Genomic DNA, 22,360 nt, shown 5'->3' on the forward strand with positions numbered 1-22,360 from the left:
TCTCCTGGCGATCGGGAGAATTTTTTTGCAAGTCTTTGGTAAAGCGTTTGCATTGCTCAAAATAAATCTGTGTTACTATACCTTTCAAACCGAGTTGTTACCCACCTCCCTGCGATATAACTCCTAGTTAGCTAAAGGAAAATGACAAAAGACAAATCAATCTCCTTGGTAAATCTGGGAGAGCTTTCTAAGCCCGCAAATACTCTCATAGAAAAATTATCCTCTGCGGTTGGTGGCTTATTTGGGCCATGGCAAGTTGAGCGCGTAGCTAAGGCACAGGCAAAGGTCGATCTCATCAAAGCCCAATCTGAAATACAAATTACGGCTCTGCACAGGAGGGCAATGCACCGCTTTGTTGAAGAGGAAGCTCAGCGTCAGCAGAATATGGAAAAGATAACCGAGAAAGCGATTCCTCAACTTGAAGAAAAGTCCGACCCGAGTCAGATCGAGGATGATTGGGTGACTAATTTCTTCGATAAGTCCCGGATTATTTCAGACAACGAAATGCAAGAAATCTGGGCGAAGGTTTTAGCCGGCGAAGCGAATGCCCCCGGGACTTACTCTAAGAGAACTGTGAATTTTCTGGGAGATCTCGACAAGAGCGATGCTGAACTATTCCAGAATCTCTGTAGCTTTGGATGGATCGTGGGCGAATTCACTCCGTTGATTTTCGATTCAGAAGCTGAGATCTACAACAAGGAAGGAATCAATTTTGCTTCTCTAACTCACTTGGATAGTATTGGTTTGATTCAGTTTCAGCATCTTTCCGGCTTTAGGAGAACTGGGCTTCCAAAGAAGTTCGCCGTTCTGTATTGTGGAAAGCGACTTGTTTTAGAAATGCCGAACGAAGAGAATAATAATTTGCCAATTGGCAAAATACTCCTGACCAAGCTCGGCAAAGAAATTGTTTCTGTTTGCAGTGCCCCTGGCGTGGATGGATTTTACGACTATGTCAGCGAGCAGTGGAAAAAGTTTTTACCCAAAACCAAAGAGATCGAACAAGTTAGTACAGGCAATGGCTAACCTTCCGCTAAATACACTCCCATATGCGGAGAATGCAGTAGTTGATATTCATAAATTGCGTGACTATTGCCTTAATCCAAAGCATGATGATGGAAAGCATAAGGCCCATCTATTTTTGTTAAGTTTGGGTATGACTGCAAGCCATGCTGAAGAATTGCGCCAAATTTTGCTACAAATTAGCTATGGCCTATGACAGTTAGCACCACAAAAACTCCCCCGATTATTTGGCCCGCCATGGGTTGTGGTACTTGGGCCTGGGGTAATAAATTGCTCTGGGGCTACCAACCGTCCATGGATAGGGAATTACAACGGGTGTTTGAGCAATGTGTGGCGGCGGGAATAACCTTTTTTGATACTGGCGATTCCTACGGCACCGGTCGACTCCAAGGACAAAGTGAAAAACTGTTGGGGCAATTTTCCCAAGCCTATGGAGGAGCAAATCAGGACAAAATTTGTCTGGCCACCAAATTAGCTCCCTACCCGTGGCGACTGACGCCCCAGGCCATGGTTAAGGCGGGCATTGCTTCTAGGGAACGACTACAGCGACCGATTGATCTGGTGCAACTCCATTGGTCCACTGCTAATTATGCCCCCTGGCAAGAACAGGCCCTGCTCAAGGGTTTGGCTCAACTCTGTCAACGGGGCCATGCTAAGGCTTTAGGTTTATCTAACTTTGGCCCTAAACGTCTGCAAAAAGCCCATGACTTTTGCCAGAATGAGGGGATTAGAATTACCAGTTTGCAAGTACAATATTCCTTGCTTTCCACAGATCCCCTTAGTAAATTGGGTTTGAAGGAACTTTGTGATCAACTGGACATTAAGTTGATTGCCTATAGTCCTCTAACCCTGGGACTGTTGACCGGCAAATATGGCCCCCAAGGGCCTTTCCCTCCAGGGATCCGCGGCCTATTGTTCCGACGACTATTGCCCAAAATTCAGCCTCTGCTGGACACTCTCCAGGCGATCGCCACGGAGCGGGAAAAGACCATGGCCCAGGTGGCTTTGAACTGGTGTATATGCCAGGGAACTATGCCCATTCCAGGGGCAAAAAACTGCCAACAGGTACAGGACAATTTGGAAGCGCTGGGTTGGCAACTAGACAGTGGGGAAATGGAGGAACTGAATAGTAAGGCAGCTTCGTTTCCCCAAACTATGGTGCAAAATATTTTCCAAAGTCGTTAGTCTAACAAAAAACGAATAGGGTTCATGGTTGCGGTTGCTTATGGGGGCCTTCAGTTTCATTGGCCCAAGTCTTCAGGAAAGGGCCCCGGTAGCACTGCAATCATTTGTGGTTTTTGGCCGCGCTTAACGGCGATCGCCAAGGGCTGGCCGATTTGGCTCCCTTCCACCCGTTCTTGAACATCACTAGCGGTTTTAATCTCCATGCCCCCCACTTCGAGAATAATGTCCCCTGGGGCCAACCCTGCCTGGGCCGCTGGGGAACCTGGGCTGACTTGAACAATTAAAACCCCTGTGTCCGCTGTTACCCCTGCCGGCAACTCTCCACTGGCCCGCAACTGTTTAGCCGTATCTGGGGTCAGGGTAACCATGTGAATGCCTAGGTAGGGGTGCTCCATTTTGCCCTTGGTGAACAGATTTTCCGCCACATTTTGGGCGGTTTGGATGGGAATGGCAAATCCCAATCCCTGGGCGTCAGCTCGAATCGCCGTGTTAACCCCAATCACTTCCCCTTTAGCGTTGAGCAGGGGGCCACCGGAATTCCCCGGATTGATGGCCGCATCGGTTTGGATAAAGCGCACCCGTTTATCTGGTACCCCCACCTCGGAACTAGAGCGCCCCAGGGCACTGATAATGCCAACGGTAACAGTGTTGTCTAAACCCAAAGGATTACCAATGGCGATCGCCCATTCCCCAGGCTGTAGGCGATCGGACTGGCCGACTTCCACCACAGGCAAATTTTCTGCTTCAATTTTTACCACGGCCACATCGGTCATGGTGTCGATACCCATCACCTTGCCTTCCAGGACGGAACCATCTTTGAGGGTCACTTTAACGGTGCTGGCCCCTTCTACCACATGGGCATTGGTCAACACTTCTCCGTCAGGGCTCAAAATGAAACCAGAGCCGGTACCCTGTTCCCTGGGGTCGGGGTTGGTGGGCATTTCATCGCCAAAAAAGCGACGGAAAAAAGGTTGGTCTCCCATGGGGCCACCCTGGGGTGGGGCGCTTCTTTCTGCGTCAATTCTGACTACTGCAGGGCCAATTTTTTGTACAGCCCTGGCAATGAAATTTAACTCCTGATCATCTTGGGCAGAACGGGGGAGGGGCAAGGGGAGAGCACTGCGGTAATTACTCTCGACGGGTAAAGGAGTAAGACTTTGGGGGCCGGTATTGACGGAAGAATCAGGGGAGGAATGGTTTTGGCCTGAAGACAAGAGATAACCCCCCCCAGCGGCACCGATCGCCCCACCAAAGAGGAGTAGAAGCACGGCCACGCCTAAATGTGATGCCTTCAGATGGATTGCCATGGAAAATTGTTAATAGTCAGTGCTTTAACTTTAACAAACTGGAGCTGGGGAAATTGTTGTTAAATGACGAAACCCTTCTTTCCCCTAAGCTCGGCTAAATGGCAACCCTAAAAATTATTCCCAGAAAGGATTACTTTTTCCGTGGGTACAGACCATATTTTGATTATTAGCTAAGTTATTCATCCAGCTTGTCATTTCTGCTTGACCGCCTTCCCCTTCTAGCCAAAAGACACTGATCAAGCCCATGGTGGCGTTAGTTTCACAGGAAAAAGTGGCATCGCCAGGCTCAACGGAGGGAATATTTTGTTCGCATTCCCAAGTTTGGTCTGGGTTGACGGTTTCTTGCCAACCTTTTAGTTCTTTAACTTCCACTGCTACGCTTTTACTGCCGTTTTCACATACCCAAGTGATTAACTGGTCGGGTTGGTCGGTGATGTCGTCTACGTCAGGGGTATCCAGGGCCTCTTCCACGGTGGGTATGTCATCCCCTGGAGCTACCTGGGCTGAGCTGGTCAAGCCATAGCCCCCTGTGGCCATCAACACCGACACCGATAGGGCAATTCCCCGCAGTAAAGATTTCATCACAACCTACCCTCTGGAAAAAGTGATTCAAGATATTCAAGACACATTGACCATAGCATTTTTCCCTAAAAAGCTGGGGCTAAAGGGTGCTATTTCTGCAACTGGACTGGCCATCAGGCTAGGTAATTTTAACTAGCTTTTTTATCTGCTTTGATCCAGTCGGCTAAGGTAGGAACAACGGTGGCGATCGCCAGATTTTGAACGCTTTTATCGGCCCGCTTGACCACTTCTAATTGTCCCTGTTTGAGGGATTTGCCGGTAACCACCCGATAGGGAATGCCAATGAGTTCGGAATCTTTAAATTTGACCCCAGCCCTTTCGCTGCGGTCATCCAATAACACATCTACCCCGGCGGCTTGGCATTCTGCGTAAATTTGGTCGGCCACTTGCATTTGTGCCCCGTCCCCCACGTTGGGCACCACAATGACCACTTCGTAGGGGGCGATCGCCGTGGGCCAAATAATGCCATCCTTATCATAACTTTGTTCCACGGCGGCCTGGGCTAAACGGGAAACCCCAATGCCATAACATCCCATCACCAAAGGTTTTTCTTCCCCCTGTTCATTGGTAAAAGTAGCCCCCATGGCTTGGGAATATTTGGTGCCCAATTGGAAAATGTGCCCCACTTCGATGCCCCGGGCAGTTTTTAGTTTTCCCTGGGGATCATGAACTGGGCGATCGCCGACCAGGGCTTTACGCACATCCACCACCAATTTGGGCAGGGTAAAGTCGGTGCCCCAGTTAGCTCCGGTGACATGGTAATCAACCTCATCAGCACCAGTGGCAAAGTTAGTTAAATCCACTGCGGTTTGATCCGCCAAGCGGAGAAATTTGTCAGCTACCGATGTATTTTTAGCAATGTAGTCATCACTAATGCCAGGGGAAATATAACCCAAAGGTAAAGGTTTAGCCGCCCATTTTTGCTGTTCCTTTTCATCGGGAACGGTCAGGCTCAAAATATTAGTGCTTTCATAGTCAGACGCCAACTTAGTTAACTCATTGGTTAATTTGACTTCGTTAACTTCTTGATCACCCCGGATGGTCACCAGCACCAAAACCGTTTTGCCCGCATTGTACACCGCTTGATATAAAACGTTTTTCACCACATTACTGCCATCACAGTCCAAACAGTGGCACATCTTGGCGATCGTGGCAGTGTCAGGGGTTGATTGTTTTTTGAACTCCTTAAAAGGAGAGGGTTTAACTTCCGCAGGGAGGGACACCGCTTTTTCGATGTTGGCAGAATACTGACCATCTTCGGTATAAAGAATTTCATCCTCCCCCGCATCCGCTAGCACCATAAATTCTTGGGAGCCGGAACCACCGATCGCCCCGGAATCCGCATCCACCGCCCGGAAATCTAGGCCACAACGGCTAAAAATATTTCTGTAAGCCTGGTCCATGGCCCCGTAGGTTGCCTTTAAACTGGCTTCGTCGCAGTGAAAGGAATAGGCATCTTTCATAATGAATTCCCGCCCCCGCATTAAGCCGAAACGGGGACGAATTTCATCCCGAAATTTAGTCTGAATTTGATATAAATTCACCGGCAATTGGCGATAGGAACGGATCATTTCCTTGGCGATCGCTGTGATCACTTCTTCGTGGGTGGGACCCAGACCTAATTCCCGTTCCAGCCGATCCCGTAGGGCGAACATAATTCCTTCGGACTCAGTGTAGGTGTCCCACCGTCCCGACATTTTCCACAGTTCCGACGGCTGTAACTGGGGCAATAGGCACTCCTGGGCCCCGGTGCGATTCATTTCTTCTTGGACAATGTGCTTCACTTTCTCCAGCACCCGCCACATCAGGGGTAAATAGGCGTACAAACCACTGCCCAAACGACGGATAAACCCGGCCCGCACCAGGAGTTTATGACTGGGGATTTCCGCATCCGCTGGATCGTCTCTGAGGGTGACAAAGAGCATCTGGGACAGTCGCATAATGAGCCTAGGTAAATGACGCAATGTCACATTATCCCATACCGGTTAAATTGTGTTGAATGACTGCGCCGAGAATCCCTTAATTCAGCTAAAATCGGAGTGCTACTTGGATCCGGAAATGTATTTGCCCTGTATTTTCCCTTCATTGTTTTGCCCCCGCTCTCCTGTAATAATTTTTCTCGTCTAGTCGTCACTTTCCCCAACTCTCTGCCATGGATTTTCTCGCCTCCGAGTCCCCAATCCCCATCAATCCCGGCGTTCATGTCAATGTTATGGAAACGTTGGTCTATGAAGAAATTGATAAGCAACTGCGTTTCTACCCCAAAAATCTGAGAAATTATCTCAATCTGACCGAGGTGGCTACCTATGCCCTCAATCGTTTACCTCCCCTCTATGCTTCCAGTGTTAAGGGAGTGGAGGAACAGCGTCGGGTGGCAGGACGCCAGTATCGCAGTGAGTTGACTTCCGCCGTTCGTCGGGCGATCGCCGCAGTGGAAAGGGATCCTTTACGTCATTCGGAACCAATTGTTTCGGAAATTGAGGTGAACTATCGAGGCGCGGAAAGCACCCTGGGGCAAATTCAAGAGTTGCTCAGGCGCTACCATCTGTTGGAGCCGGTGAACAAAGAGGTTACCTGGGATAATTGTCTGCCCCTCCTGCGCCAAGCTTTTTTAAAGTTAACTACCTCCCAAGCCCCGCCGCCGTCAGGTGTTACTGAGCGAAGAGCCTTTCCACCGCCGCCACCGCCACCGATCAGAACCCCCTCCATGGATGACCGTCAGATTGACCCGAAAAATACCCTTTGGTAATTGGTTAATCAGTTTTATTAACCTTACGAGTCGGATTTGTTGTGGGTGTATTTCCAAAGTTGGTCGGCGGAACTAATTCTCAAACATGATTTCATTGCCCCTCAAGGCAATAATCCTGATTTTTAGCGGTCCCACCACCGACGTATTCTCAGCGGCGATCGCCCGCACCTCATTAGGGGGATTATCGGACTGACGACGGAGTTGTTCAATAAAATCAATTAGGGTTTTAATGCGGCCATCTTCTACTTGGATGGGCCCCAGAATGCCTTCCCGACGGGCTCGGAATTGGGCGGCGGCGAGGAGATAGTCAATCCGTTTTTGGACATCAACTTCGCTAAAATCGGAAGATTCGAGGGAAATGGTGGCAATGGTTTCAGATTCTCGGAAAACTTGACGGTTGGGCACCACGTCGAAAAAGACCCGAATTTCCCTTTCTTCCTGCACATAATTTCCCGCCGACAACACCCGGATCACATATTCCTGCCCTGGTTGCAGTTGGTTCTTAATACTATTTACCTGGGCCGTGGTCACCCGGACAATGGGTTCATCGGGCACTGGCATATTGGGGGTTTTGACCAATTGCAGAGCGGTGCGATTGGCCTGTCGTAATAATTGATCTACCGCACCACTGACAGCTTCGGTGTTTACCACCCTTAGGCCACCAAAGGCCAATAACTGACCCCGCAGAATGGCAATTTGTTGTCCCCGCAACTCTTGGTAATCTTGGTAATAACGCTCTAGCTCTTCCACTTCCCTTTGCAGGAAACTGAGTTCCGTTTCTAGCCCCTGTAATTTTTCTTCCCGCACTTGGATGTCATTATCTTTGGCGGCGATCGCCTGGTCAAGTTGATCAATTTTGGTGTCCCGTTGATTGATTTCTGCCTGTAGTTGTTGGCGCTGGGCTTCCAAAGAAGCAAACCTCTGCTCCAAAGACTTCACCTGTTCCTGCTGACGGGCAAGAACCTTTTCCTGTTGAGCAATACGTTCTTGGCGTTTGGACAATTCCTGATCCCGCAACTTCACTTGATCCTGGAGCTCCGTGGCTTCCGCCAATAGGGAGTCCTTTTGTCGATTTAACTCCGCCCTTTCCGCCGACAGATTAGCCACTTCCTGACGTAAATTACGAGACTGCTGGGACACCCGACGTAACAGTTGCAATGCCCTGGTGTAATTACGGTCTAACTCTTGACTGCGCTCCTCTACTAGCTTTTGCTCCTGACGTACCTCACTCAATTCTGATTCGATCTCTTCCTTGGCTTGGCTAGCCTGCTCTAATTCTGCTTTGGCCACCCTCAACTGACCCAAAATATCATCCAGTTGAAATACCCCTTCCCGCAGGGATTTACTAAAAGTGAACAAAATACCCAGGGTAGAAGCGGAAATTAGGGTGCCAGTAATTACCGTCAACACCACCGCCGTTTGTCGGGGTCGTAGTTTAAACAAACGCAGGCGAGCTTTCCCCACCTTACTGCCCAAATGATCCCCGAGCGCAGCAATGATCCCGCCCAGGATCAGGACAGAAAGAACCAGAATATAGGCACTGGTCATAGAGGTTGGCTAGGTAAACTGTTGACTAAGAGCAACGGGATTGTGCACGGTAATTTTCTTTTTCGTGATGGAGATCATATTGCCTTCCCGCAAATCTCCCAGGAGTCTGGTTACCGTTACCCGGGTGGAACCAATCGCCTCGGCGATCGCCTGATGGGATAACTTGAGGTCAATGCGAATGCCGTCCGGGGCAGGTACACCAAAATCTCGACAGAGGATCAACAAAAAGCTAACCAAACGAGAACCCATGTCCCGGTGGGCTAGGGTTTCAATCATCATTTCCGTCTGGAGGATCCGGGAAGAAAGGCCCTGCAACATTAACAATGACAGGTCGGGATGCTCCTTGAGAGCCTGTTCCACCTGTTCAATGGGGGCAGACAGTAACTCCACCGGAGTAAAAGCCACTGCGTGATAAAAACGGTCAGAACGTTGTCCTGTAACTAATGATAATACCCCAAAAACACTGTTCTCCCTCAGCAGAGCAACGGTGATCTCTTCCCCCGCTTCGTAGACTCGAGATAACTTAACCGCTCCCTTAAGCAAAAAATAAACCCGTTCCGCCGGATCCCCAGGAAAAAAAATTGTTTTACTCCGATCAAAAGTTTCCACCACCGGGGGCATCAACTCACTGCCTAAGCGTCGAAACACTGCCGCTAGGGGACGATCTTGGGTTAAGGACTGATCCATGCACATTCACGGTAATGGGGGCATCAAGGGAAGTGCAAAACCCCATTCTGTATCAAGATTATACACAATGGACTACATGCGCTCCACACTGCCAAAGAAAATTGGTTCCACCCGGATGGCAACGATCGCCGAGGGTCGCACCACCATGTACTCGCCTTGAATATTTTTAATCGGCACACTGATAAATTCCTGGGAGTCGTGCTTGGGTACAACCTCGTTGCTATACCATTTTTGAAAATCTTGAATGGTCATGAAGCGGACTTCTTCCCTATGGCCATTGGACAAAAACAGGTGGATGGCAAATTCGTCGGCTTTCTGCATGGTCAGGGTCCCTAATGATCTCGTCTAGATTATCTCCCATCCTGTGGACAGAGCAACCGTGACCAATAGTCCAGTCTAGATTAGCTCCGTTAAATTTCGGGTAACAAAAGGTAACGAAGAAAAAAATAACTTTTACGTTGGGGGCAATGGCAAAAAAATTGCCTAGAATTAGCTCAGGTTTCTCACCTATTGCTCCAATCCAGCAACTTGGTTGTTGCCGCCCTTTTATTAACCCCAATATGGCTTCCATGGTCACTTTCCCCTCAAATCTCCGTCGTTGGTTCCAGTCCATTTGTTTGGGAGCCCTCACGGCGATCGCCATCCAATTACCGGGCAAAACTGCAGAAAATATCTTTTTTACCTACGGGCCAATCAAGTTGACAGTGCGGGTGGAATCCCTGGAACGATTTGTGCAAGATGGCACTGTGGACTCCAATCTCAGCTTTTTATTCAACCTAGTGGGAGCCTCCGAAGAAAAACTAACCAAGTTAAGGGAAATTATGGGGCTCCGGGCAGAGGTGGACCCCGTTGTGCTCAGCAACTTTTTTAACACTAGTCTGGGGGAAGATTCCTTAGCTCGGGCCGCGTTTATTCTCAATGCGCCTTGGGGAGCTAACTCCAAATATGGTATTCGGGCGGCGATTGTCCAGGCCGCTCAGGATCCCGAGGGGGGATTAAGCCTGATCAATTTTATTAGAAAGTATCCCACCGACATTCATTTCCAAGGGGAAGTCGTAGAACAGAGGGCCAGGGCAGCCCAACTGTTAGTCGATGCGTCCCAACATTTTATCCAGAAAATGATTGCCCTCTCGGAAATTGAAGCCGCTTCAGAAGGGGAGATTGACTTTAGCGTCTTGCCTGACCCCACCGAAATGGGCCCCTACGGTGTGGCTCCAAAGGAAACCTGGTGGTTAACCGACCAAAGTCGTAACCGTCGTTTTTACGTGGATGTGTACCGCCCCCAACGGTGGAAACCGGGTAAAACTCCAGTTTTAGTTTTTTCCCATGGTTTAGCCTCTCGCCCTGAAGATTTCGATGTTGCTGCCAAAAAAATGGCTTCCTATGGTTTCGTAGTGGCTCTGCCCCAACACCCCGGTAGTGACATTCTCCAGGCCAAGGCTCTGCTCAACCGCACTTCCCGCCAAGGTTACTATCCCACGGAATTTATTGACCGACCAAAGGACATCAGTTATGTCATCGATGAGTTGGAACGCCTTAATGCCAGTGAATTTGGCGATCGCCTTAACCTAACTGAAGTGGGGGTGGGGGGGCACTCCTTTGGCGGTTATGGGGCTTTGGCCGTGGCCGGAGCCACCATCGATTGGAATTTTTTGGAATCAGAATGTCAAATCGGTCAAGGAGTCCCTAATACCGCCCTGCTACTACAGTGCGATGCTTTGACTCTACCCCGGTCTGACTACGACTTTCGAGATTCCCGGGTAGCAGCGGTGCTAGCAGCCAATCCAGTTAACAGCGCGATCTTTGGTGTATCAGGACTACATAAGGTTACGGTACCGGTTCTATTACTTGGAGGCAGTTACGATCCAGCCACTCCCTTTGTGTTGGAACAGGCCCGTTCTTTTCCCCGTTTGGCCAGTCGTGATAAGTATCTAACCTTGATGGAAGGGCAAGCCCACGTAGACTTCTCCAAAATTGATGCCAACATCAAAAACGTAGTGGAGTCAGTGGAAGCAATTAACTTAAACTTGCCTGACCCCAACTTGCTCCATGCCTACGGCTCTGCTGTCATGGTGCCTTTCTTCCAGTTGTATGTAGCTGGGGACGAAAGTTTCCGCCCTCTAGTGGAAAATGGAGCCGCCCACGCCGCTTATTTAAGTCGGGATCAGGAATTCAAGTTTTATCTAATTAGCCAAAAATCTGAGGGAGCCTTAATCAAAGAAATTGATCAGTTCCGTCGCACCAATGGCATAATCGCTCCCCCCAATGAGTTCCCCACCCAGACTATTTCTGACAATTTTTAAGGGGGTGTTTTACCAGCGCCGGGACTTCCACAGACGATCTAGGCTGTTATAGTCAAGTGAGTGATGCCTGATAGATCTTTTGAATGGATTTATCCAACATCGTGTTGAATTCGGCATCGGTTTGCTGGGCAGTCAGCTCTTCAGTCAAGGCCCGGGAAAAGCTTGCTATGACACCGTGATTCTTGCCCAGGCGTTCATTGGCTTCCACTTGGGAGTAGCCACCCGACAAAGCAACCACTCTCAAAACACTGGAATGTTCAATGCAATCGCCATAAAGGTTGTCTCGCTCCGGCAAGGTAAGTTTGAGCATCACCCACTGTTCTTTAGGTAATTGTTCAAGATGCTTCAGAATGGCTGCTTTGAGTAGTGCTTCCGCTTGGGCTTTCTCTGGGCAGTGAATGTCTACCTCCGGCTCAATGATCGGCACCAGTCCGGCGGCAATAATTTGCTGAGCTAGCTCAAATTGCTGGTTCACGATCGCCTCGATACCGGCCCCATTGGCCTGTTTGATAAACGACCGCATTTTCGTGCCGAAGATGCCTTTTTTCTTGGCCCTCATTAGCAGATCGTCAAGCTGGGGTATGGGCTTCATCAACTGGACCCCATCCTCCTCTGGGGCCAGTCCCTTGTCGACTTTCAGAATCGGTACGATTTGCTTCTGCTTCCAAAGGTAGTTGACAGTGGGCTCTCCCTCAACTTCCCGGTCCATGGTGTCCTCGAATAGAATCGCCGCCAAAATCCGATCGCCGCTGAAGCCTGGACTAGTCATGATGCGGGTCCGCATTTGATGCACCAGTGCGAACATCTCGTCGTCACCAGAATAGGTATCCTGTTCGATTCCGTAATCGGCCAATGCTCCCGGTGTGCTACCCCCACTTTGGTCTAGGGCGGCAATGAAACCAGGATGGGATTTCATTTTTTCCAGTTGTTCCTGGTTCAGTTCGAGAGTCATTGTGCTTCCTTCCTTTTGCGGTAAATTTCTCTAATATTTTAATGGGGAAATATGGTAACTAAGACCGGATTGTTTGGGGCTCTCCAGTTCAGATTTCATTCCATAGGTTTTGTAAGGTATAGGGGCTTCCTGGCATTGTCCAAAACTCTCCTGACACGTAGCGATAATGACGGTCTAGTGAAGCAATTTTTGCCATTTGGGCATCGGTGAGGGTAATATCTGCCGCCTTTAAATTCTGCTGTAATCGTTCAGGATTAACTGACTTGGGAATGGTTACAGTTCCCCGCTGAATTGCCCAGGCCAAAAGGACTTGGGCCGCACTGCATCCCTGTTCAGTTGCAATCGCAGCAATCACTGGATCAGCTAGTAACGTCGGTTCTTCTGCCCTCTGGAAAGCCGCCGGGCGATCGCCAGAACCCAGGGGTGAATAACTCGTTAGTAAAATGTTTTGGGATTCAGCAAACGCTAGCAAGTCCGATTGCTGGAGATAAGGATGAAGTTCCACCTGATCGACAGCGGGGCGAATGCGGGCCATGGACAGAAGCATTTCTAACTTTTTAAGGCTGAAATTAGACACCCCAATATGGTGGCAGAGTCCCAAATCAATTGCTTGCTCCAAGGCTTGCCAGGTTCCCTCTAGGGAAGCTTGGGTAAATGGCAATAACTGGTCACCGGATTCAGGGAACCCAACGCCGGGCTGAATGACTACCGGCCAATGGATTAGATACAAGTCCAAATAATCTAGACCCAAATCCTGCAAAGTTTTTTGTAGAGCAGGTAAAACCGCGTCGGGATGATGGGCATTGCTCCACAGCTTGGAGGTAATCCAGAGATCCTCTCGCTTTACCAAACCCTTAGTGAAAGCCTTGGCTAAAGTGGCTCCAATTTCTGCTTCATTGCCATAGATGGCAGCACAGTCAAAGTGGCGATATCCCAATTCCAAAGCTTGCTCAACGGCTTGACCCACTACTTGGGGCGACGACTTCCACGTTCCCAGACCTAGGGCAGGCATCTGCTCCCCATTGCTCAAATGGAAATATTTCATTGAATTCATCCTAGTCAGGTATTTGAACAAAAGTTAACGTTGTTGGCTCAGCACTTGTCGCACTTTAGTTGCCAGTTCCAAACGATTATAGGGTTTACTTAGCAGGTTCACCCCCGGATCGAGGCGACCGTGATGAACAATGGCGTTCTCGGTGTAGCCAGAGGTAAATAAAATCTTGAGTTTGGGATACATTGCCTTGGCACGATCAGCTAATTCCCGCCCGTTTATGCCACCGGGCATAATTATGTCGGTAAGCAAAAGCTCGATATCGTTATGGGTGCCCAAGACTTTTAGTGCATCGGGGCCGGATATGACGGCTGTGACTCGATAACCTAGGGAGCGCAACTGAGCTTCAAGGTGTTTCAATACTAAATCGTCGTCCTCGGCAATCAAAATATGCTCCCTACCACCTTCCGGTAATGATTCCTGGGTTGGTGGATAATTTACTTGCTGGGCACCTCTCACCATCGGGAAGTAGAGTTTAACTGCCGTGCCTTCACCGGGTTCGGAATAAATTTTTATATGTCCACCCGATTGTTTGGTAAAACCAAAGACCATGCTTAAACCAAGGCCACTGCCCTTGCCCACCGATTTAGTGGTGAAGAAGGGTTCAAAGGCGTGGCTTACCGTATCTGAATCCATGCCAATGCCAGTGTCCGAAACACAAATCATCACATACTCGCCCGTTATCACTTCAGAGTGGCGATCGGCGTAATCACTATCCAGCACAGCAGTGGAGGTCTCAATGGTTAATTTACCCCCATCTTGCATGGCATCGCGGGCATTGACCACCAGATTCAACAATGCTGTTTCCAGTTCACCAGCATCAATTTCTGTAATGCCTAGATCGGGGTCAGGGACAAATTCAAGTTCAATATTTTCCGGCAGGGTGCGACGAATAAGCCCCCACATCGCCTCCACTAAATTATTAACATTCATCGCTTTAGGGTCAAGGGGTTGGCGGCGGGCAAAGGCTAGCAAATGGCGGGTTAGTTCGGCACCACGCTTAGCGGCCGATAATGTCATGTCTGCCATACTTTGTAGGTTTGGATCCGCCACCAGTTCTGACAACATTTCGGCATTACCCAGAATTATTGTCAATAAATTGTTGAAATCGTGGGCCACACCACCGGTTAAATGTCCCACAGCTTCGAGTTTTTGAGATTCCCGTAGCCTCTGTTCCATTACCATGCGCTCAGTGACGTCCAGGACACTGCCCACCATACGGGTCGCTTTACCTTGGCCATCACGGGCCACAAAACCACGATCTATGACATTAGCGTACTGACCATCGCTTTTTATAAAGCGATAATCGCATTCCCAGTAATTTTCTTCACCATCGATAACTTGATAAATACTCTGGAGAACACGCTCTTTGTCATCCGGATGGATGCGTAGCGTCCAGGATTCTGGTCCCGGCTCCATATCCGACAAAGCATAGCCAAACACATCTGTTATGGAGTCATTCCACCAGACTTGATTGGTAGCAAAATTCCAGTCCCAGATCACATCATTGGTGGCTTTGGATATTAACTGAAAACACTCCTGGGCCTCCCGTAGGGTTGAAATATCCTGAAACGCCCCCTGGACAACAATTATCTTGCCTTGGGCGTCCCGTTCGGCCTCGCCAATGGCCCTTATCCAAGGTCTGCGTCCGTCAGGCACTTGAAGTTGGCAGATGACATCAAAAGCTTCGCCTTGCTGCACACAACGTTCAAAGACTTCCATGATAAATTCACGAAATTCGGGGGCATAAAACTGAACTGCGGTGCTCACATCGGGGGGGGAGTAATCGGGGGGCATACCATGAATCACCGCGGTCTCCGGCGTCCAAGTGACAACCGGCGGATCTAGTTCGACCCGCCAACCTCCTAGCCGGGCTTTTTCCCCCGCCAGATGTAGAAGGTATTCCGCTTGGGTAAGTTTGTCGCGATTTCTAATAAACGAGGTAATGTCCTGAACACAGCCAACCACGATTTCACCGTCCGGTGTCCAATGACGTTCACCAAAGCCTTTAACATATCTAACATCGCCATCACGGGTGGTCACACGATGTTCAAAAGCAATTCGGGGGGCATTTTCTTCCATAAAGGACTGATAAATGGCAATGGATGCTTCCCGATCATCCGGGTGGACCATGGCAAAATATTCTTCGACATCCAGTGCTTTTTGAGTAGGGGTCATACCGTAGATGTCAAACACCTGCTTGGACCAATTCAAAGTGCCGGTCTGTGGATTATATTCCCAAGTACCAAGACTCAGAATCCGCTCTGCGGTGCGAATACGAGCCTCATGTTCCTGCAGTTTTGATAGAGTCTGCTTGAGTTCTTTTGATCGCAGAATAATATCCTGAAGGGCAATGCGGTTTTCCGTTTTGGTAATTTCCGTGAGGATGGCAAAACTATTTTCATGAACTATCTCCGTCACATCCTCTACCCTGTGCATAATAAACTCGACTGCTCCGAATTCACCTAACACGGGACTATTTACCGAACTCCAAAACCTTTCTTCAAACGTACCATTGGGTAGGCATATGGGATAGTGTTGTATACCCATTATATCGGCTGTTTTCAGCGACATAACTCTCTGCAGGGAGGCGGACATGCTGTTTACCCCATCTGCATTGGGGTCATTGGGATCGTCGGGAAATACATCAAACAGAGTCTTGCCGACAATATCACTTTCTTTTGTAGCGGTCGCCTTCAGGTATTCGTCAGTGACGGCGATGATCTCAAATCTGTCGGGTTGGAGCACCAGGATTTTGCTTGGTGACGCTTTGAAAAGTCTCTTGTATAGAAAGTCCATTGATTGATTCATTATGCCTACTTATCCGATAAGCCGCTCCAATTCCCGACGGTGACAACATCCATGGGCTTGCCGATAAAGTAGCCCTGGGCTTCGTCGCAACCAAGCTCTCGCAACAACCCCAGAGCGGATGCGTTTTCTACCCCCTCAGCTACTACATTCAAATCCATGGACTTCCCAAGACCAACCACAGCGGCGACAATTTTCCGAGACTCTTGGGAGCCGGCAAGGGTTTTGACGAACATTTGGTCGACCTTCAGTTCCGAAAAAGGTAACCGTGCCAGTTGCACAAGGGAGGAGTAGCCAACACCAAAATCATCAATGGACAACTGAAATCCATGGATGCGAAACTGAGTCAAATGCTCTAATAGCACCAGTGGATTTTCCATGCTAGCTGTCTCTGTAAGTTCCAGAATAATCTGTGATGGCTTAATACTATGCTCGCGGCATTTATTTCTTAACCAGTGGGGAAAATTTGTATCTTTTAAGTTGATTGGTGAAAGATTTAACGCATATTTCAATGGAGATCTATGGTTCCGTAGGGGCAAGTTGGCAAAGGCGTAATGATAGACTTGTCGCGTTAGTGCATCAATCATTCCTTGTTGCTCAGCCAAACCAATGAACTGATCCGGGGGGATCATAGTACCGTCCTTTTGGGGCCAACGGGCGAGGCATTCAAATCCGACTAGTTCGCCAGTCAGACAGGAAATTTTGGGCTGAAAGTGGGCCACAAAAGCTTTGGCCTTGAGCGCATCGCTGATTTGCTCATCAGAAACAGAATATGTTGGGAATTTCCGCGTTGAAACAGTCTCATGGACATCCTTTGCCAACAATTCTAAAAGTTGAGCACGGGAAAAGGGTTTGGCTAAGGTGCCCAGAAGCCGAAGCCCGTTTTCAGTAGCCGCTCTGGCAGAAGATTCTATGATGCGCCCTCCTAGACCGGACATGATGATCACCGCTGCTTTGCAGTCCATTTCCGCTAGTTTACGGATAACTTCTATGCCATCACGATAAGCTAGTTGCAAATCCACCGCCACGTGGGTCGGTGCCGAGGAGGCCACTTTCTCTAGAAAAATATCGGCATCATCAATATAGTCAGCGGCATAGGCGGCGGTGGCGGCCATCATGCAGATTGTGGCAGCGACATCTTTTTCGTCGTCAAGGACTAGCAAGCTTTTTGAGATTCGCGTTTTTTCCACTACAGCCACCTTAATATTTGCTGTTAATGCTAAAAACTCCAGTTATGAACGCCTGCTGTAATTTTAGGTCATGAAGTCTGTAACTTGTTGATATGTTCTCTAAATCGTTACAAGTCCGCTTGAATGGTGGACTCCACCACCCGACAGAGAAAACAAAGCAATGTCAACCAGCCCGGTGTTACAGGCAATGGTGGGGCGGACACTTAATCGAGCGTTTGGGGGGCTAAAATTTCTGAAATAGGATCGAAAGCTGGTGGCCCGGATTATCTACTCCAGTTGTTGGAATCCCGCCATGTAAAAGAAAACATCCAATGTCAGGGCTTTGCCTCCATTAAGAGCCTGTTTGGAAAATTGAGTTTTGGCTGTTTAATCCCCCCTAGCCCCCCTTGGGAAGGAGGGAAATGTCACAAAAGTATCCCTTTTTAAGCCGGAGCTTTAGTGAGGAGATTTAGGGGGATAAATACCTAGCTTTGTACTTTTCAAACACTTTCTAAGGGGGCGGATCAGTAAGTTAAATTGAGAATGGGGAGCGTGATTTTAATTCTTAATCCACCCCCCGGGCGCAAATATTAAACCCCACACCGATCATAGACCTAATTAGTGGTCTGCTTTCTTAGAAAATTCCCACAAACATTAATAACATAAATGCGACGAAAAATACTAGAGAAAAAGCAGCAAAACCCAGCCAAGGTTCGTGGTTAACTCGGTCTAGATATTTGTTGACTTTTTCATCTTTTTCTTCTGGGTGCCAAATCATTGGTTTCATAATTTTATCCTCTTAGATAACAAAAAATTTATCCGCTTAATAACCAAATATTCCTAAGCTTTTTGCCCCTAGCTATCGAGACATAAATAATTCAATTCATTACGAGAAATTGATAACATTAACCGGTGCGTCATCACTTATGTAAGCCCCCGTTAAGTCTGCCTCGCTAAAATCCGTATCTGTTAAGTTAGCTTCGATTAAGTTCACACCACGCAAATCTGCTCCTCGAAGACTAGCTTCAGATAAATTCGCCCTCCGTAAGTCTGCACCTCCTAATTTCGCATCTGATAGATCTGCATTGGAAAGATTTGCTCCCACCAAACTTGCACCACTAAGGTCTGCACCACTCAAATCAGCATAGGTTAAACACACCTCAGTCATATCAGCTAAAGCAAGATTTGCTTTTTTTAAGACTGCATTATTGAGGTGTGCACGATTCAAGTTTGCACCACTAAGGTCTGCAAAAACCAGTTGTGTGCCCATTAAGTTTGCATTCGACAAACAGACTTTAACCAAGTTTGTATGACTAAAATCTCTCTGTCCTTCGGCGTAACACTGAAGAATTTCCTGAGCATTCATAATTTTTATCCTTTTCTACATAACAACTTTTTCTTCTTAACTTATACTGATTCTTTTATTAAGCTTGAAGTAATTCCCTCCCTCTATTGTAACTCAAAGCTCATTTATGGCTAGGTGTATAAACTTACACCAACTGTTGAGGGCCGCTAGAGGAGGTGCCCTAATTCCGGGTAGGGACACTCAGGTTGGCTACAACTGTTATGTAGCCTGTCTTTCTAGACTCATTCCCTTGACTACTCCAGGATAGACAATACAAACTAGATATAGACAATACAAACTAGATGGAGATCTTGTTTGTGAAATTGGCATCGATAGTTTTGGGATATTAGTTAAAAGAGAGCAATATTGATTTATCAAAGTATGGCACGGGAAAATCCTCACTAAAGCTCCGGTGCCGTACTAAAGCTCCGGTGCCGTTCACGGCGGGGATGTGCCGAGTGCCTTAATTTCTTGCTAGTCAGACCACCTAGTTTTGCAAATAAGATGCTAAGATGCAAGGTATGGAAAAGTCACATCGGTATCGTTTTTACCCGACATCGGAGCAAGAAAGTCTCTTGCGCCGCACGTTAGGTTGCGTCCGCCTGGTGTACAACAAAGCTCTCCAGGTCAGAACCCAAGGGTGGTATGAGCGCCAAGAGCGTATCGGCTATACCCAGACATCCTCAATGTTGACTGGATGGAAGAAGGAAGAAGAATTAGACTTTCTTAATGAAGTCAGTTCCGTTCCCCTTCAACAAAGTCTGCGGAATCTTCAAACTGCTTTCACCAATTTCTTTGCGGGTCGGGCGAAATATCCCAACTTCAAAAAGAAACATCAAGGAGGTAGTGCGGAATTTACCAAAGTCGCATTCCGATTTAGGGATGGGCAAATTTACCTAGCCAAGTGCTCGAAACCTCTGGATATTCGTTGGTCGAGGCAAATTCCCAAGGGATGCGAACCAACCAGTGTAACGGTACGACTTCATCCATCGGGACGGTGGCACATTGCCATTCATTTTGATGATCCGAACATCAAATCATTGCCTGTTAACGAAAATGCTATTGGTATTGATTTAGGGGTGACAAGCTTGATTGCTACCAGTAATGGTGACAAGATTGCCAATCCCAAGCAATTTAAGAAGCATCATCGTTGTTTACGGTTGGCCCAAAAACGTCTAGCCCGTAAACAAAAGGGGTCTAAGAATAGGGATAAGGCAAGGCGTAAAGTTGCCAAAATTCACCTTAAAATTACTGATTCCCGTAAAGATTTCCTCCATAAATTGACTACTCAACTCGTTCGTGAAAACCAAACGATTGCAGTTGAGAATCTCTCCGTCAAAAATATGGTCAAAAACAGAAAACTCGCCTTCTCCATTAGCGATAGTGGCTGGGGCGAGTTTGTTCGTCAATTGGACTATAAATGTCGTTGGTATGGAAGGAATCTGGTCAAGATTGACCGTTGGTTTCCTTCTTCCAAACGCTGTAGTTCCTGTGGGCATATCGTCGATAAGATGCCTCTCAATATTCGAGATTGGCAATGTCCTGAGTGTGGAACCAACCATGATAGGGACATCAATGCCAGTCGTAATATCTTGGCCGCTGGACTAGCGGTGTCAGTCTGTGGAGCGACCGTAAGACCCGAACAGAGTAAATCTGTGAAGGCAGGTGCTATGAAGCAGAAACTTAAATCGTGAGGTTTAGGAATCCCTGTCCCTTGGGGCAGGGAGGATGTCAAAAGGAATATTTACCCAAGAACAAATAATGGGAATCAAGCAATGATTGTTTCCCCCCGCAAAAAATCCTGTAGTTGTTGGTCGTGGTCGTGGCTTAATGCTCCCAGAGGTAAATCTTCCACAGTAAAAGCTTGTACCTGGGACACCTCCTGGCGATCGCCAACGAGCAAATTACCTTCTGCTTTAACCACCAGGGAAATGGTGACGGAGTGCATACGGGGATCTCGGTCAGGACTGGAATAAACCCCAAGCAGGCGATCAATTTTGACTAACTGTAAACCAGTTTCTTCCCGTAACTCCCGAGCCGCCGTTATTGCCACTATTTCCCCCCAGTCGATCAGACCCCCCGGTAAACTCCATTGCCCTGTATCCTGTCGCTTAACTAAGACAATAGAACCACTAGGCAAAACGGGAATTAATGTCACCGCTGACAGGGGACGGCGGAGCAATAATTTGATGAAAACCTGGGCATATCTCCACACTGGTTTAACCTAGGCCTAACTCGGCTTTGGCATTGGCGATCGCCATTTTTACCTGTTCAAAACCCGTGCCGCCGTAACTATTGCGGGCCGCCACTACTTGCTGGGGAGTAATGGCTTGGTAAATGTCCTCTTCAAAAGCTGGATGGAGTGCTTGCCATTCGTTTAGAGTTAAATCTTTGAGCAATTTCCCCGCCGCTAAGCTGGTTTTAACTACCTTGCCCACTAGGTTGTAGGCTTCCCGGAAGGGCACTCCTTTAGCCGCCAGATAATCCGCCACATCCGTCGCATTGGAAAAATCTTCCGCCACCGCTTCCGCTAAGCGTTCTTGGCGAAAAACAATGCCTTCATCGAGCAAAATGGTCATGGCCTCCAAGCTCACCTGCACCGTTTTGACCGCATCAAATAGGGCTTCCTTGTCTTCTTGTAAATCTTTGTTGTAAGCCAGGGGTAGACCCTTCATCAGCACCAGCATGCCCTGGAGATGGCCAATTACCCGCCCTGCTTTGCCTCGAATTAACTCCGGCACGTCCGGGTTTTTCTTTTGGGGCATAATGCTCGACCCGGTGGCACAACTATCGGTCAAACTGATGAAGCTAAATTCCTGGGAGGCCCAGAGGATCATTTCCTCGCTTAACCGGCTCAAATGCACCATGATCAAACTGGCGGCATTGAGAAATTCGATGGCAAAATCCCGATCGCTGACCCCGTCTAGGCTGTTGGCATAAATGCCTTCAAATCCCAACAATTCCGCACTGTAATGGCGATCGATGGGGAAGGTGGTACCTGCCAGGGCCCCGGAGCCTAGGGGAGAAATATTAGTTCTGGCTCGAATTTCCCCCAACCGTTGCCAATCCCGTTGGGCCATCTGGAAATAGGCCAGTAGATGGTGAGCCAGACTCACTGGTTGGGCTCGCTGGAGGTGGGTATAGCCGGGAATCAGAGTTTCCACATTGATTTCCGCGAGTTGGAGCAACACTACTTGAAAATTTCTTAACCGTTGGCGGATGTCGTCAATTTGGGCCCGCAGGTAAAGACGAATATCAGTTCCCACCTGGTCATTGCGAGAACGGGCTGTGTGGAGTTTTTTGCCCACGTCCCCCACCAATTCCGTTAATCGTCGCTCCACCGCAAAGTGAACGTCTTCCTGGTCTACCCCTGGGTTGAAATTACCGGATCGGTATTCCTGGCGAATTTGCTCCAGGCCCTGTACCAATTGTTCTGCTTCCCCTGGGCTGATAATGCCCGTTTTAGCCAACATTTTGCCATGGGCGATCGAGCCATCCAGGTCATATTCAATTAATTCGATATCAAAACCAATGCTGGCATTAAAAAGGGTGATGGCAGGGTGCAACGTGCCTTCAAAACGATCGCTCCAGGTTTTTTTTGTCATTGGGATTGGGGAATTTTGTGGTAATGATGAGCAGATGGTGGCGGAGCAG

The 22,360-nt window shown here is 48.3% G+C and carries 20 protein-coding genes; 6 read left to right on the plus strand and 14 right to left on the minus strand.

Features of this window, described 5'->3' with window-relative positions:
• Positions 1 to 141: 141 nt before the first annotated feature.
• Genes IQE94_RS10920 through IQE94_RS10930 form a run of 3 tightly spaced genes read left to right on the plus strand, consistent with a single transcriptional unit; the run spans position 142 to position 2,205 of the window.
• A complete protein-coding gene (locus IQE94_RS10920) occupies positions 142 to 1,023 on the plus strand; it encodes a DUF2806 domain-containing protein (protein ID WP_212718215.1) in 882 nt (293 codons plus the stop codon).
• Positions 1,016 to 1,216, plus strand: coding sequence for a DUF6883 domain-containing protein (locus IQE94_RS10925; RefSeq protein ID WP_212718217.1), 201 nt, complete (start codon positions 1,016 to 1,018; stop codon positions 1,214 to 1,216). The genes IQE94_RS10920 and IQE94_RS10925 overlap by 8 nt, the downstream gene beginning before the upstream one ends.
• On the plus strand, positions 1,213 to 2,205 hold the full coding sequence (locus IQE94_RS10930; protein ID WP_223341900.1) for an aldo/keto reductase: 993 nt from the start codon (positions 1,213 to 1,215) through the stop codon (positions 2,203 to 2,205). The genes IQE94_RS10925 and IQE94_RS10930 overlap by 4 nt, the downstream gene beginning before the upstream one ends.
• Positions 2,206 to 2,261: 56 nt before the next feature.
• Here IQE94_RS10930 and IQE94_RS10935 read toward each other — a convergent pair whose 3' ends face one another.
• The 3 genes from IQE94_RS10935 to proS all read right to left on the minus strand — a co-directional run bounded on the left by IQE94_RS10935 (position 2,262) and on the right by proS (position 6,034).
• On the minus strand, positions 2,262 to 3,512 hold the full coding sequence (locus IQE94_RS10935; RefSeq protein ID WP_223341901.1) for an HhoA/HhoB/HtrA family serine endopeptidase: 1,251 nt from the start codon (positions 3,510 to 3,512) through the stop codon (positions 2,262 to 2,264).
• A 114-nt stretch (positions 3,513 to 3,626) separates the two neighbouring features.
• Complete coding sequence (locus tag IQE94_RS10940; RefSeq protein ID WP_223341902.1) at positions 3,627 to 4,094, minus strand: hypothetical protein; 468 nt, start codon at positions 4,092 to 4,094, stop codon at positions 3,627 to 3,629.
• Between the two features lie 128 nt (positions 4,095 to 4,222).
• Entirely contained in the window at positions 4,223 to 6,034 is a 1,812-nt protein-coding gene (gene proS / locus IQE94_RS10945; RefSeq protein ID WP_223341903.1) for a proline--tRNA ligase, read from the minus strand.
• A 212-nt stretch (positions 6,035 to 6,246) separates the two neighbouring features.
• Here proS and IQE94_RS10950 point away from each other — a divergent pair, with 212 nt between their 5' ends.
• Positions 6,247 to 6,843, plus strand: coding sequence for a late competence development ComFB family protein (locus IQE94_RS10950; protein ID WP_212718226.1), 597 nt, complete (start codon positions 6,247 to 6,249; stop codon positions 6,841 to 6,843).
• Positions 6,844 to 6,915: 72 nt separating this feature from the next.
• Here IQE94_RS10950 and IQE94_RS10955 read toward each other — a convergent pair whose 3' ends face one another.
• The 3 genes from IQE94_RS10955 to IQE94_RS10965 form a co-directional block, all read right to left on the minus strand.
• Positions 6,916 to 8,391 carry a DUF3084 domain-containing protein gene (locus tag IQE94_RS10955; protein ID WP_212718228.1) on the minus strand — a complete coding sequence of 492 codons (1,476 nt, stop codon included), beginning with the start codon at positions 8,389 to 8,391 and terminating at the stop codon, positions 6,916 to 6,918.
• Positions 8,392 to 8,400: 9 nt separating this feature from the next.
• Positions 8,401 to 9,078, minus strand: coding sequence for a global nitrogen regulator NtcA (gene ntcA, locus IQE94_RS10960; RefSeq protein ID WP_010872636.1), 678 nt, complete (start codon positions 9,076 to 9,078; stop codon positions 8,401 to 8,403).
• A 72-nt stretch (positions 9,079 to 9,150) separates the two neighbouring features.
• Positions 9,151 to 9,399 (minus strand): hypothetical protein, encoded by a 249-nt coding sequence (locus IQE94_RS10965; protein WP_212718230.1) that lies wholly within the window; start codon positions 9,397 to 9,399, stop codon positions 9,151 to 9,153.
• A gap of 239 nt (positions 9,400 to 9,638) precedes the next feature.
• Here IQE94_RS10965 and IQE94_RS10970 point away from each other — a divergent pair, with 239 nt between their 5' ends.
• Positions 9,639 to 11,381, plus strand: coding sequence for an alpha/beta hydrolase (locus IQE94_RS10970; RefSeq protein ID WP_223341904.1), 1,743 nt, complete (start codon positions 9,639 to 9,641; stop codon positions 11,379 to 11,381).
• Positions 11,382 to 11,433: 52 nt separating this feature from the next.
• On the opposite strand, the gene IQE94_RS10975 is transcribed toward IQE94_RS10970, so the two are convergent.
• From IQE94_RS10975 to IQE94_RS11000, 6 genes are all read right to left on the minus strand, one after another.
• The gene (locus IQE94_RS10975) at positions 11,434 to 12,333 is read right to left on the minus strand and encodes a fructose bisphosphate aldolase (RefSeq protein ID WP_212718238.1); all 900 of its coding nucleotides are present in this window, start codon (positions 12,331 to 12,333) and stop codon (positions 11,434 to 11,436) included.
• An 88-nt stretch (positions 12,334 to 12,421) separates the two neighbouring features.
• Entirely contained in the window at positions 12,422 to 13,378 is a 957-nt protein-coding gene (locus IQE94_RS10980; RefSeq protein WP_212718245.1) for an aldo/keto reductase, read from the minus strand.
• 33 nt (positions 13,379 to 13,411) lie between these two features.
• Entirely contained in the window at positions 13,412 to 16,195 is a 2,784-nt protein-coding gene (locus IQE94_RS10985) for a PAS domain-containing protein (protein WP_223341905.1), read from the minus strand.
• Positions 16,196 to 16,200: 5 nt separating this feature from the next.
• Complete coding sequence (locus IQE94_RS10990) at positions 16,201 to 17,391, minus strand: EAL domain-containing protein (protein ID WP_223341906.1); 1,191 nt, start codon at positions 17,389 to 17,391, stop codon at positions 16,201 to 16,203.
• Positions 17,392 to 17,995: 604 nt separating this feature from the next.
• Positions 17,996 to 18,148 (minus strand): hypothetical protein, encoded by a 153-nt coding sequence (locus IQE94_RS10995; protein ID WP_190597770.1) that lies wholly within the window; start codon positions 18,146 to 18,148, stop codon positions 17,996 to 17,998.
• A 99-nt stretch (positions 18,149 to 18,247) separates the two neighbouring features.
• Entirely contained in the window at positions 18,248 to 18,736 is a 489-nt protein-coding gene (locus IQE94_RS11000; protein ID WP_212721803.1) for a pentapeptide repeat-containing protein, read from the minus strand.
• Positions 18,737 to 19,227: 491 nt separating this feature from the next.
• Between IQE94_RS11000 and IQE94_RS11005 the strand changes: the two genes are divergently transcribed.
• On the plus strand, positions 19,228 to 20,400 hold the full coding sequence (locus IQE94_RS11005) for an RNA-guided endonuclease TnpB family protein (RefSeq protein WP_223341907.1): 1,173 nt from the start codon (positions 19,228 to 19,230) through the stop codon (positions 20,398 to 20,400).
• A gap of 74 nt (positions 20,401 to 20,474) precedes the next feature.
• Here the strand turns inward: IQE94_RS11005 and IQE94_RS11010 are convergent, their stop codons facing one another.
• Together IQE94_RS11010 and argH are read right to left on the minus strand one after the other, a co-directional pair.
• The gene (locus IQE94_RS11010) at positions 20,475 to 20,921 is read right to left on the minus strand and encodes an NUDIX hydrolase (protein WP_212718253.1); all 447 of its coding nucleotides are present in this window, start codon (positions 20,919 to 20,921) and stop codon (positions 20,475 to 20,477) included.
• Between the two features lie 4 nt (positions 20,922 to 20,925).
• Positions 20,926 to 22,311 carry an argininosuccinate lyase gene (gene argH / locus IQE94_RS11015; protein ID WP_212718255.1) on the minus strand — a complete coding sequence of 462 codons (1,386 nt, stop codon included), beginning with the start codon at positions 22,309 to 22,311 and terminating at the stop codon, positions 20,926 to 20,928.
• Positions 22,312 to 22,360 lie beyond the last annotated feature (49 nt).

Source organism: Synechocystis sp. PCC 7339 (genome assembly GCF_019924095.1).
Lineage (GTDB): Bacteria > Cyanobacteriota > Cyanobacteriia > Cyanobacteriales > Microcystaceae > Synechocystis.

Excerpts from the sequence above, each read along its gene's own strand:
- IQE94_RS10920 (WP_212718215.1), top strand. The coding sequence starts at position 142 with ATGACAAAAGACAAATCAATCTCCTTGGTAAATCTGGGAGAGCTTTCT.
- IQE94_RS10925 (WP_212718217.1), top strand. The coding sequence starts at position 1,016 with ATGGCTAACCTTCCGCTAAATACACTCCCATATGCGGAGAATGCAGTA.
- IQE94_RS10930 (WP_223341900.1), top strand. The coding sequence starts at position 1,213 with ATGACAGTTAGCACCACAAAAACTCCCCCGATTATTTGGCCCGCCATG.
- IQE94_RS10935 (WP_223341901.1), bottom strand. The coding sequence starts at position 3,512 with ATGGCAATCCATCTGAAGGCATCACATTTAGGCGTGGCCGTGCTTCTA.
- IQE94_RS10940 (WP_223341902.1), bottom strand. The coding sequence starts at position 4,094 with ATGAAATCTTTACTGCGGGGAATTGCCCTATCGGTGTCGGTGTTGATG.
- proS (WP_223341903.1), bottom strand. The coding sequence starts at position 6,034 with ATGCGACTGTCCCAGATGCTCTTTGTCACCCTCAGAGACGATCCAGCG.
- IQE94_RS10950 (WP_212718226.1), top strand. The coding sequence starts at position 6,247 with ATGGATTTTCTCGCCTCCGAGTCCCCAATCCCCATCAATCCCGGCGTT.
- IQE94_RS10955 (WP_212718228.1), bottom strand. The coding sequence starts at position 8,391 with ATGACCAGTGCCTATATTCTGGTTCTTTCTGTCCTGATCCTGGGCGGG.
- ntcA (WP_010872636.1), bottom strand. The coding sequence starts at position 9,078 with ATGGATCAGTCCTTAACCCAAGATCGTCCCCTAGCGGCAGTGTTTCGA.
- IQE94_RS10965 (WP_212718230.1), bottom strand. The coding sequence starts at position 9,399 with ATGCAGAAAGCCGACGAATTTGCCATCCACCTGTTTTTGTCCAATGGC.
- IQE94_RS10970 (WP_223341904.1), top strand. The coding sequence starts at position 9,639 with ATGGCTTCCATGGTCACTTTCCCCTCAAATCTCCGTCGTTGGTTCCAG.
- IQE94_RS10975 (WP_212718238.1), bottom strand. The coding sequence starts at position 12,333 with ATGACTCTCGAACTGAACCAGGAACAACTGGAAAAAATGAAATCCCAT.
- IQE94_RS10980 (WP_212718245.1), bottom strand. The coding sequence starts at position 13,378 with ATGAAATATTTCCATTTGAGCAATGGGGAGCAGATGCCTGCCCTAGGT.
- IQE94_RS10985 (WP_223341905.1), bottom strand. The coding sequence starts at position 16,195 with ATGAATCAATCAATGGACTTTCTATACAAGAGACTTTTCAAAGCGTCA.
- IQE94_RS10995 (WP_190597770.1), bottom strand. The coding sequence starts at position 18,148 with ATGAAACCAATGATTTGGCACCCAGAAGAAAAAGATGAAAAAGTCAAC.
- IQE94_RS11005 (WP_223341907.1), top strand. The coding sequence starts at position 19,228 with ATGGAAAAGTCACATCGGTATCGTTTTTACCCGACATCGGAGCAAGAA.
- argH (WP_212718255.1), bottom strand. The coding sequence starts at position 22,311 with ATGACAAAAAAAACCTGGAGCGATCGTTTTGAAGGCACGTTGCACCCT.